General features: G+C 50.7%; 9 protein-coding genes and 1 pseudogene. 9 read left to right on the top strand and 1 reads right to left on the bottom strand.

The features are described 5' to 3' along the window. Positions 1–152 precede the first annotated feature (152 nt). The 6 genes from ACFPB1_RS10075 to ACFPB1_RS10050 all read left to right on the top strand — a co-directional run bounded on the left by ACFPB1_RS10075 (position 153) and on the right by ACFPB1_RS10050 (position 5,275). On the top strand, positions 153–1,571 hold the full coding sequence (locus ACFPB1_RS10075) for a UDP-N-acetylmuramoyl-tripeptide--D-alanyl-D-alanine ligase (protein ID WP_379224645.1): 1,419 nt from the start codon (positions 153–155) through the stop codon (positions 1,569–1,571). Between the two features lie 51 nt (positions 1,572–1,622). Continuing rightward, positions 1,623–2,195 (top strand): YdcF family protein, encoded by a 573-nt coding sequence (locus ACFPB1_RS10070; protein WP_379224643.1) that lies wholly within the window; start codon positions 1,623–1,625, stop codon positions 2,193–2,195. Between the two features lie 831 nt (positions 2,196–3,026). Next, positions 3,027–3,689, top strand: coding sequence for a hypothetical protein (locus ACFPB1_RS10065; protein ID WP_379224641.1), 663 nt, complete (start codon positions 3,027–3,029; stop codon positions 3,687–3,689). Positions 3,690–3,759: 70 nt separating this feature from the next. Beyond that, the gene (locus ACFPB1_RS10060; RefSeq protein WP_379224639.1) at positions 3,760–4,125 is read left to right on the top strand and encodes a hypothetical protein; all 366 of its coding nucleotides are present in this window, start codon (positions 3,760–3,762) and stop codon (positions 4,123–4,125) included. A 19-nt stretch (positions 4,126–4,144) separates the two neighbouring features. Continuing rightward, positions 4,145–4,528: a VOC family protein gene (locus ACFPB1_RS10055; protein ID WP_379224825.1), complete on the top strand. Its 384-nt coding sequence runs from the start codon at positions 4,145–4,147 to the stop codon at positions 4,526–4,528. A 105-nt stretch (positions 4,529–4,633) separates the two neighbouring features. After that, complete coding sequence (locus ACFPB1_RS10050; protein ID WP_379224638.1) at positions 4,634–5,275, top strand: HAD family hydrolase; 642 nt, start codon at positions 4,634–4,636, stop codon at positions 5,273–5,275. Positions 5,276–5,390: 115 nt separating this feature from the next. Here ACFPB1_RS10050 and ACFPB1_RS10045 read toward each other — a convergent pair whose 3' ends face one another. Beyond that, the gene (locus ACFPB1_RS10045) at positions 5,391–6,254 is read right to left on the bottom strand and encodes a helix-turn-helix domain-containing protein (protein ID WP_379224636.1); all 864 of its coding nucleotides are present in this window, start codon (positions 6,252–6,254) and stop codon (positions 5,391–5,393) included. A 155-nt stretch (positions 6,255–6,409) separates the two neighbouring features. Here ACFPB1_RS10045 and ACFPB1_RS10040 point away from each other — a divergent pair. From ACFPB1_RS10040 to ACFPB1_RS10030, 3 genes and pseudogenes are all read left to right on the top strand, one after another. Beyond that, positions 6,410–7,317, top strand: a pseudogene (locus ACFPB1_RS10040) (ABC transporter permease). Positions 7,318–7,332: 15 nt separating this feature from the next. Further along, the gene (locus tag ACFPB1_RS10035) at positions 7,333–8,229 is read left to right on the top strand and encodes a carbohydrate ABC transporter permease (protein WP_379224634.1); all 897 of its coding nucleotides are present in this window, start codon (positions 7,333–7,335) and stop codon (positions 8,227–8,229) included. 34 nt (positions 8,230–8,263) lie between these two features. Next, positions 8,264–9,958 carry an ABC transporter substrate-binding protein gene (locus ACFPB1_RS10030; protein ID WP_379224632.1) on the top strand — a complete coding sequence of 565 codons (1,695 nt, stop codon included), beginning with the start codon at positions 8,264–8,266 and terminating at the stop codon, positions 9,956–9,958. The last annotated feature ends 6 nt before the right edge of the window (positions 9,959–9,964 follow it).

Raw genomic sequence — 9,964 nt, 5'->3', positions numbered from 1 at the left:
TTAGCCGGCAGATTCGCGTTATTAGAGCACAACGAGCATACGGGGTCCGTATGCTTGTTGTGTTTTTTTGCGTGGATGCTGGTCGGAGGAGGCCGTTCGAGCCACGTTTCTAGATATGACCGCCAATTATTTTGGGGAAATTTAACAGAACTGTGTGGCATAATATTTATGTAGATGAAAAGGGGGGATTTGCGATCTTACGTTCAATTGAAGAAATATATTCAATGGTCGAAGGAATAGGCATAAACGTTACTTCTCCCGAGTTGATTGTCAAAGGTGTTTCCATTGATTCGAGAACCTTAATCGAAGGCGACTTGTTCGTCCCCATCGTAAGAATTGATGATGGTCACAACTATGTGAAGCAGGCATTTGAAAATGGAGCTGTCGTCTCATTGTGGCAAGCAGACCATGTTCCGCCTCCCGAAGGGCTGCCTCTTATCATTGTGGAAGATACATTAAAAGCTTTACATGAGCTTGCTCAATCCTATCGCGGGCAACTTAACTGCAAAGTTATTGGCGTCACGGGGAGTAATGGAAAAACAACCGTTAAAGATCTTATCAGCTCCCTATTGAGTGCGTCGTATAAGGTTCATAAAACCATTGGGAACTTAAATGGAGAGTACGGACTTCCCTTGACCTTATTGGCCGTAGAAGAAGATACGGATATCATTGTACTGGAGATGGGAATGAGCAATGCCGGAGAAATGAAAATCCTATCCGAGATTGCAAAACCGGATATAGGCATCATTACGATGATTGGCGTATCTCACTTGGCGAGTCTTGGGTCGAGAGAGGGGATTGCCTCCGCAAAGTTAGAAATACTCGAAGGTCTGAATCCCTGTGGTGTTTTTATTATTAATGGAGATGAACCGCTGCTGAATAAGCCGCTCTCCGAAATGAGGCTCCCGGAAACATTGAAGGTCATTCGATTCGGTGAATCTCCTGGAAATGACTACTATCCACTAGAGATCAACCTGAATGAATCTAGTTTATCTTTTACGATGAACAAGTATCAAGCCGAGTTCTCTGTTCCAATGCTCGGTCGGCACAACGTATTAAACGTGCTTGCAGCTATGGCTGTGGCAGATTGCTTCCAAATCAAACAACCGGATATACAATCGGGTTTGGAGAAATTAGTGATGACCGGAATGAGAATGGAGCGAATAGTTACTCCGAGAGGATTCATGATCATTAATGATGCATGGAATGCGAGTCCGGTATCAATGAAAGCAGCAATAGAAACGCTCTCAAATCTAGAAGGCTTTAATAGAAGAATATTGATCCTTGGAGATATGTTGGAGTTAGGCGATAAGGAAATTGAATTTCATGCGAAAATCGCGAAATGTATTGATATGTCAAAGATCCAGACCGTATTTACGATCGGTAATTTAAGCAAGATCATCTCGGATACACTTCATCGTACAAGGACAACAGGAGAGGTGAAGCATTTTACCTCAAAGGCTGAACTGACAGCTGCTTGCAAACCGTTATTGAATCATAACGATGTCGTATTAATAAAAGGCTCAAGAGGCTTAAAATTAGAAGAGATCTGCGATTCCCTAAATAAATAACGTTTTATGCAATATCGTCTAAAACAAGCTTATTTTAAGGAGGTACGGTGAATGTCGCTTCCCTTTGATCCCATTACGGACTTTATGTTTTTTGACACGAAGGTGGAGCAATCGGATGTCATTTTAATTCCGGGAGCTAGTCATCCTCAATTAGCCGAGCGCGCGGCATGCTTATATCATCAAGGCTATGCTCCGTTTATGTTGCCTTCAGGTGGTGCTAATCCCCATGTCGAGAAGACGGAGTGGGCGTTTCTTCGAGATGTCGGACTCTCGTTAGGGGTTCCGTCACAAGCCATATTGAAGGAAGATCAAGCTGCGAATACGTTTGAAAACGCCCGGTTTTCTTTAGAGGTCTTATACCAACATGGGATTCAACCTAAACGAGTGGTGTTGGTGTGCAAGAACTATCACGCTAGAAGAGCCCTATTAACGTATCGTTTTGTATTCCCAAGCGAGACCGAATTTTACGTAAGTCCGGTGGTCGATAAAACGGGGATCACGAGAGAGAACTGGTTCCGGGATGAGGGGAAAATCGCGTGCGTGATGAATGAGTTAGAGAAGGTCGGAAAATATTTTAGACCCGCTATAGCGAAAGCTGGTTCGAGTCGCACGCTTAGCTCCTAACGGTGCACCATCACATGAGCGTGTCACGACGGCAGCCGGCCTCGGAAACGATCGGCTGCCGCCGCTGCGCTACGGGCAGGAGGAATAGCGCAACTTTTGCGGGATTAGTCGCGTCTTAGTTATGGGTATATTTGTAAATCCGTTGAGAGTTCTAGCACACGATCTAGTAAAAAAGGAGACGGATCAAGTCGATTTTTATTTATTCGGGAAGGAACCGTGGAGACCGCAAGCGTGGGAAGCGCTGCAATCTTGTCCCCCTGTCCATGTCCCAAATCTATTGACGCAAGAAGAAGTGGAGAAGTGAAAACAGCGAGTGCCCCATTGGTATATGCCTGAAAAGGAACCTTGTATCGAGCCGAGGTTCATTACGGAAGAGAACGTACGCCGTTTTATTCATGACGCTTCCAGCCGACTGAGCCACCTATTCGAAGAGGCCGAATATTTCTAAATTCGCTTGATTGCGTATACGAAGAGCATAATATAGCTTTATGCCCTTATGTGGTTTAGCTGCGAATGGAGGTCACGCGTGAAATTACGTTTACCGTTGTATCTATTATGTGCTTGCCCGATAACTATATTTTCCGATATATTCCTGCCCGACTGGGTACCTATTCATACCGTTAAATCAATCATCTACGGGCTACTAATTGGGGGCACCTTTCTCTTGATCGAGAAAAGCGGAGCGGCAAAAAAACAAGTATCCCTACCCAGTGGCATACTTATCATCTTGTTCAGCTTTGCAATCCTCGTAATTAGCAACCGTTATTTAATTTAAACGCCTTTGGTACGATGCAGTCATTTCATTCATGTACGCTGGTAAGGGGAAATGAGATGCTTAGAAAAGAAGTCCTGTTTTTCGCTCTCATCGTGATCGGTCTGCTGCTCGTATCCCAAACGCACCTTGGGTATTCTTTCGGAGATAGTATATTCAGAGCGCTAGGAATTCCGCCGTGGACCCGTGCCGACTATGAATCGGGGCTGCATCTTGCGGTTGTGACTGGGCTGGTTTTTATTATCGCCGGCTATATCGGGGCAGTGAGGTTTTATCAATCTCGATATGCGAAAATACGAAGCCGAATCATACTGGGCTGTATCGCCTTCGTGTTGCTGTTTCCGTCCGTGACTGAGAAAGCCATGATGCTTCTGAACTATCATTCCGTTTCCGTATCTTCCGTCGCCTATTCCAAGAAGAACAGCCAGTGCAGCTTTCGGTCGGAAGACGCGAAGATGAAAGCCAACTGCACCGTGACGCTGATCAACTATGGGAAGGAGAAGACGGTAACGGTAAAGCCTTACCTGATCAGAAGCGCAGCCTCAGCCAAGGTCATGTTCGAACCGATGACGATCACGCTTCCGCCCCATCGGAAGGTCGGCGTCAGCACGGTATTTAACGGCGAGCTGCTGGATGGAACAGGCTTCTCCGGCTGGACCAACGATATCGGCCTTGAAATCGAAGTCGATGGCTTGAAGAAGAGGTACGGCAAAGAGGCGTAGCCGCTGGTTTGGAGACCGCGCGTGATTCAGAGATTAGGCAGCTTTCATCCTTAAAGGGGAGATCGGATTCATGAAGAGACGTGATGCAGCGTACCTGCTGCTCATCCTTGTTTTTATTTCCGGGTGCAGTGCCTCAGGAAAGTCAGTGTCAACCTCAAGCGCAGACTGGGCCTATAGCTTTGTGATTTGGAATGATGACCTATACGAAGTTCTGGAAGATGAAGTGCGTCCCGAAGACATCGGTGAAGAAATCGGGAAAATCACGCAATATTCAGACGCTGAAGGGATCTATTCGAATGGGTTTTCCAATAAATTTCCCGAAGGAACAGAGCTGTATGAGATCGAAGGTGTGGAACCATCCGAATATATCGCCGTCAAAGCAGGAGAACAACAGTATCTGAAGACTAAAGATCACGGAGCGTATGCCGCAAATTAGGAGGGTGAATCATTTGGGATTGCTACATCATATCGAGATTTACGTATCAGACCTTAAACGTTCGGCTGAGTTCTGGGGGTGGTTTCTGTCAGAGCTTGGTTATACGCCATATCAGCAATGGGAAGAAGGTCGTAGTTGGAAATTAGGAGACACCTACCTTGTGTTTGTTCAAGCAAAAGAAAAACACTTGGACGTGCCATACAATCGTTGTCGGGTCGGACTGAATCATTTGGCATTCCATGCGATATCGCGAGAACAAGTGGATGAGTTGACTGTAAAGGTTCGCTCTAAGGGAATGAACGTGCTTTACAAGGATAAGCATCCTTTCGCGGGCGGAGAAAATTATTATGCTCTGTTTTTCGAAGACCCCGACCGAATAAAGGTCGAATTAGTTGCGCCTTAAATGTGTCTCTACGCATTTCACATAGGCCAGATAGCAACAATTTTACGATGTTGATGGCGTATGCTGTCACGCATGGTTGCCGAAGCAGATAAGGAGAACGAAATAATGAAAAAGTACGTACTCTTCGACCATGACGGTGTGTTGGTTGATACTGAATTTTGGTATTTCAAAGCGGGAGAACGCGCTCTGGCTGACATTGGATTTACTTTGGATAAAGACCAATACCTCCGCGGCATGACCCAGACCTGGGGCACTTGGTCGCAAGCAAGGGCGGCAGGTATTGATGAACAGACAATAAGCAAGCTGCGTGACGTCCGCAACGTCTATTATCAGGAATATCTAAGAACCGAAGCCGTAGAGATTGAAGGAGTAGTTGAAGCGCTCGCCGAACTGTCAACGTACGTCCGCATGGCCATCGTGACGACCGCAAAACGTGCGGATTTTCAACTTATTCATGAAAAGCGCCAGATAATTCAATTCATGGATTTCGTCCTTGTTCGCGAGGACTACGAGCGCGCCAAACCGCACCCGGAACCATATTTGACCGGCTTAAAGCGCTTCGGAGCTACCACAGAAGAGACCCTGGTTGTCGAGGATTCTAACAGAGGGTTGAGTTCTGCCGTGGCGGCTGGTATCGACTGTGCGATTGTCCATAACGACTTCACGAGAACCCATGACTTCTCACAAGCCAGCTATCGAATCAAGACGCTGATAGAACTGAAGGACATAATCCTGAATGTAACCTAGGAGAGAGATCCTCCATTTGACGTTTTCTACAGCGTGTTTCCCGAACGGAACTGCAGCTCCTTAGTATGGCTAAACCATCATTCAAGTCGAATGATGGTTTCTTTTTGTTTACCTGCTATTGCTGCTGGCGGTACATCTTAGGGGACAGGCCGTATACTTTCTTAAACTGGCGGGTGAAGTAATTGCTGTCATTGAAGCCGCTGCGATACGAGACCTCCGTAATCGGGCCATTCGTCGTCCTGAGCAAATGGCAGGCATGCTCCAAGCGAAGCCGAAGCAGATACGCGAAGGGCGTCGTCTGGTAATAGGATTGGAAGATCCGGTTCAAATGGCGCTCGGAGATGCCGGATACGTCGGCGATCTGTTCGCGCGTCAGCGGCTCGAGGTAATGATCCTCCATGAAGGAGATGGCTTTCGCCACATGCATAAGATTCCCTTGGATGCCTTGACGGTCTTGATTCTGGTACTGCCTCGACAGGTAGACGACGAGCTCCATGAAGCGGGCGCGCAGCATGGTCTGGTAGCCCTGCAGCTTGTTCGTATATTCCTCGATCATGAAGGCGGCCAGGGAGGCGACGTACTCCAGACTGGCGACCGGCAGGCTGAGCTTGCTGGTGAACGGCTGGATGCGCCGGTAAAACGGTTCCAGCACGAAAAGCGCCTGATACCCGATGGACGATCTGAGCTCGGGACCGGCGAAGGTCATGATGTCCGGGCGATACATGATATTGCAGATTCGAAAATCATGCGGATCCTTGTAGGCATGCGAGGTGGCGCCGTCGATCACGAAGACGTCCCCCTTCTTAATGAATGAAGCCTCCGTATTCACGATGTGCGTGGCATTCCCGTTCAAGACAATGACGAGCTCCGAGAAATCCACGTGATCGTGGAGGTACATGTCTTCGTCATGCCCGCCGTACCCGATGTAGAACAGAAATTGTTGGTCGGATGTAAACCAATGCAGATGTACGCTTCTCATACGACTCCCTTTCTTCTGACTAGACTCGCTGAGCGGATGTCCTAATCATGCTAGTTTAAGACCCGAAAATCAAGGAGGAAGGCGCGTCGCTTCCACTATAATGCTTAATGAACACGAAAACGCACAGGCAGAGGAGTGGTACAGATTTGTCCTTCATGAGGATCAGGCAGCGGATCGTCCAGCAGCGATATCTCTATTACATGTCGGTCCCTTTCGTACTATTTGTTTTCATCTTCAGCTATTTGCCGTTATGGGGCTGGACGATGGCGTTTCAGCAATTCAGAGTCGGCAAGTCCTTCTGGGAGCAGAAGTGGGTCGGCTTCGATAACTTTCGTCTATTGATGCAGGACGAGCAATTCTATCACGCGCTCAGAAATACGTTGGCGATGAGCGTGCTCGGGCTTATCGCCAGCTTCACGATCCCGATTCTATTCGCCGTGCTGTTGAACGAGGTCCGTCTGTCCGCGCTGAAGCGGTTCGTTCAGACGGTTTCCTATTTGCCCCACTTCGTCTCATGGGTGGTAGTGGCGGGCATCGTGACCAAGATGCTTTCGGCGGAGAACGGCGTCGTCAATCAAATCTTGGTCAAGCTGCATCTCCTGCGGGAGCCGGTTCAGTTTATGGCGAAGGAAAATTTGTTCTGGTACCTCGTGACGAGCGCCGACATTTGGAAAGAAACGGGCTGGAACGCCATCATCTACTTGGCCGCCATCTCGGGAATCGGGCCGGAGCTCTACGAAGCAGCCCGCGCGACGGCGCGAGCCGCATGCGGCAGATTTGGCATATTACGCTGCCGGGGATCCGCACGACCGTTATTATTCTGCTGATCATGTCCATCGGCCATCTGATCAGCATCGGCTTCGAGAAGCAGTTTCTCCTCGGCAACAATCTGGTCCAAGAGAAGTCCGAGGTGCTGGACTTGTATGCCCTGAACTACGGTCTCGGCATGGGACGGTACTCGTTCGGAACGGCGATTAACATCTTCAACTCCGTCGTCAGCCTGATACTGCTATTCACGGCGAACGGCTTGTTCAAGAAAATCACCAAAGAGAGCATTCTGTAAGGAGGTCGTGGAGCAATGAAAGGCCGTACTTCGCCGCCCGATCGGCTCTTTGATCTGATCGTATATCTGGCCCTTGTACTGGTAACGGTCTGTACCCTGTATCCGTTTCTGAACGTGCTGGCGATATCGCTGAACGATTCGACCGACACGGTAAGGGGAGGCATTACAATATTCCCCCGTCGTCTGACGTTTGAGAATTATTCCCTGATCTTCTCGTTCGGAGGGCTGCTGACCGGGCTCAAAATATCGGTGCTTCGGACGGTGGCCGGCACGGTCGCCGGTCTCCTAAGTTCGTCGATGCTGGCTTACGTGCTGAGCCGATCCGATTTCGACGGCCGCAAATGGCTGTCCGTGTTTCTGGCCATGACGATGTACGTATCCGGCGGGCTCATTCCGTCGTACTTGCTGATGCGCGACATCCATCTGATCGGCACGTTCTGGGTGTATGTGCTGCCCGGGCTCGTAAGCGCATTCAACGTATTCGTCATTCGGTCATTCATCGACGGGCTGCCCTATGCCCTTCAAGAATCGGCGAAATTAGACGGCGCGAACGATTTTACGATCTACCGGCGCGTCATCTTGCCGCTATTGACGCCGGCGCTGGCCACGGTCGCGCTGTTCCTGGCGGTGGGCCAATGGAATGCCTGGTTCGATACGTATCTCTACAACGGGTCGAACGAACGGCAGACCACCTTGCAGTTTGAGCTCATGAAGGTGCTGCAGAGCACGCAGGTGGGCGGCAGCGGTCAAGCGGTGAACGGCATGAACATGAATCAGCTCATGAACCGGATCTCCCCGGAATCGGTCAAGATGGCGATCACCATCATCGTGACGGTGCCGATTCTGCTGGTCTATCCGTTTCTTCAGCGGTATTTCGTCACCGGCATGACGCTTGGCGCGGTGAAAAGCTAATCGAATCTACATTTCAAATGGGGGGTATACAGGTATGAGAAAAGGTTGGAATCTGCCGAAGGCAGGCTTGGCGGCTGCGCTCGCAGCGGGCGTGCTGGCGGGATGCGGCGGGAATGACGGCGGCGCGGCAAGCGTGAACGGGGGGAAGGATCAGGGAAGCGATACGTCCCCGATCACCTTCTCGTTCTTCAGCGAAGACGCGAACCCGAACTGGCAGGACATGCAGGACGACGTCGGGCAAGCCATTACGAAGGCGACGGGCGTGAAGCTGGATGCCGAATTCGCGGTCGGCGACCCGGCGCAGAAAGTCGCGCTGATCGCCACCGGCGGCGATTATCCCGATCTGATTAGCCCGAAGGGCGATCTGAACAAATTAGTCGATGCGGGCGCGATGCTCGATCTGACGGATCTCATCGAGCAATACGCCCCGAATTTGAAGAAGCTGTTCGGCGATCAGCTGAACCGCCTGCGTTATAGCAACGACGATCACGCGATTTATGTCATCCCGACGTATTCGGCCGTCGACGGCAAGACGCTCGTGGCGGGCGGCGGATTCGAGCTGCAGCATCGCGCGGTGAAGGAAGCGGGCTATCCGCCGATCAAGACGCTGCAAGATTACGAGCACGTGATTCAATCCTACCTGGACAAGCATCCGACGGACGAGAACGGCAATAAGAATATCGGACTTACGCTGAACGCGGACGACTGGCATATGTTTATCTCCGTCACGAACCCGGCGGCGGAGACGACCGGCAAGTCGGGCGACGGCGAATACGTGATCGATCCGAAGACGTACGAAGCGACCTATCATTACCGCACGGAAGGCGAGAAAGAATACTTTCAATGGCTGAACCACATGTACAACATCGGGTTGCTGGATAAAGAGAGCTTCGTGCAGAAGAATGACCAATACGTGGCCAAGGTGGCTTCCGGGCGGGTCATCGGTCTGATCGACGCCGACTGGGGGTATGCGGACGGCGAGAAGTCGCTCAAGACGGCCAACAAGCTGGACCAGACCTACGGGCATTATTCGGTCATGCTGTCGGATGCCTACAAGGACAACCGCTTTCAGTCGACGGGCTTCATGGCCGGCTGGGGAGTGGGGATCACGACGGATTGCAAGGACCCGGTCAGGGCCATCAAGTTCCTGGATTTCCTGGCTTCGGAGCAGGGCCAGATTCTCAACAACTGGGGCATCGAAGGCAAGCATTATACGGTGCAGGACGGCAAGCGCGTCGTGCCCGAGGACGTGCAGAACCGCATTGTGAACGATAACACGGCGTTCAGCCGGGAATCCGGCATCGGCTTCTACTTCAACCTCGGCGCGCACTACGGGGATGGCGTGCTGGATTCGACGGGCAACTATTACACGAAGAATTTCCCGGAACAAATCGTGAGCACCTATACGAGCGCCGATCAGGAGACGCTGAAGGCGTACCACGCCACGACGTGGAAGGACCTGTTCCCGCAGGAGGACGAGTTCCCGGTGAAGGCATGGGGAGCGGCCTGGAACATCGCCGTGCCGGGCGACGACGAAGTCACCATCCTCGGCAATAAAATGAAGGACATCACCTGGAAGCAAATCCCGCAGGCCATCATGGCGAAGCCGGAAGATTTCGATCGGCTGTGGGACCGCTATCAGCAGGACCTGCTGGATGCGGGCGTGGAGAAGATGGAGAAGGGCTTCACGGCCTATGTCCAAAATGTCGTCAAGCTCTGGAATGAATAAGCCCGC

The organism is Paenibacillus sp. GCM10023250 (genome assembly GCF_042653205.1).
Taxonomy (GTDB): Bacteria; Bacillota; Bacilli; order Paenibacillales; family Paenibacillaceae; genus Paenibacillus_Z.
This window is presented reverse-complemented; position numbering and strand designations above follow the sequence as displayed.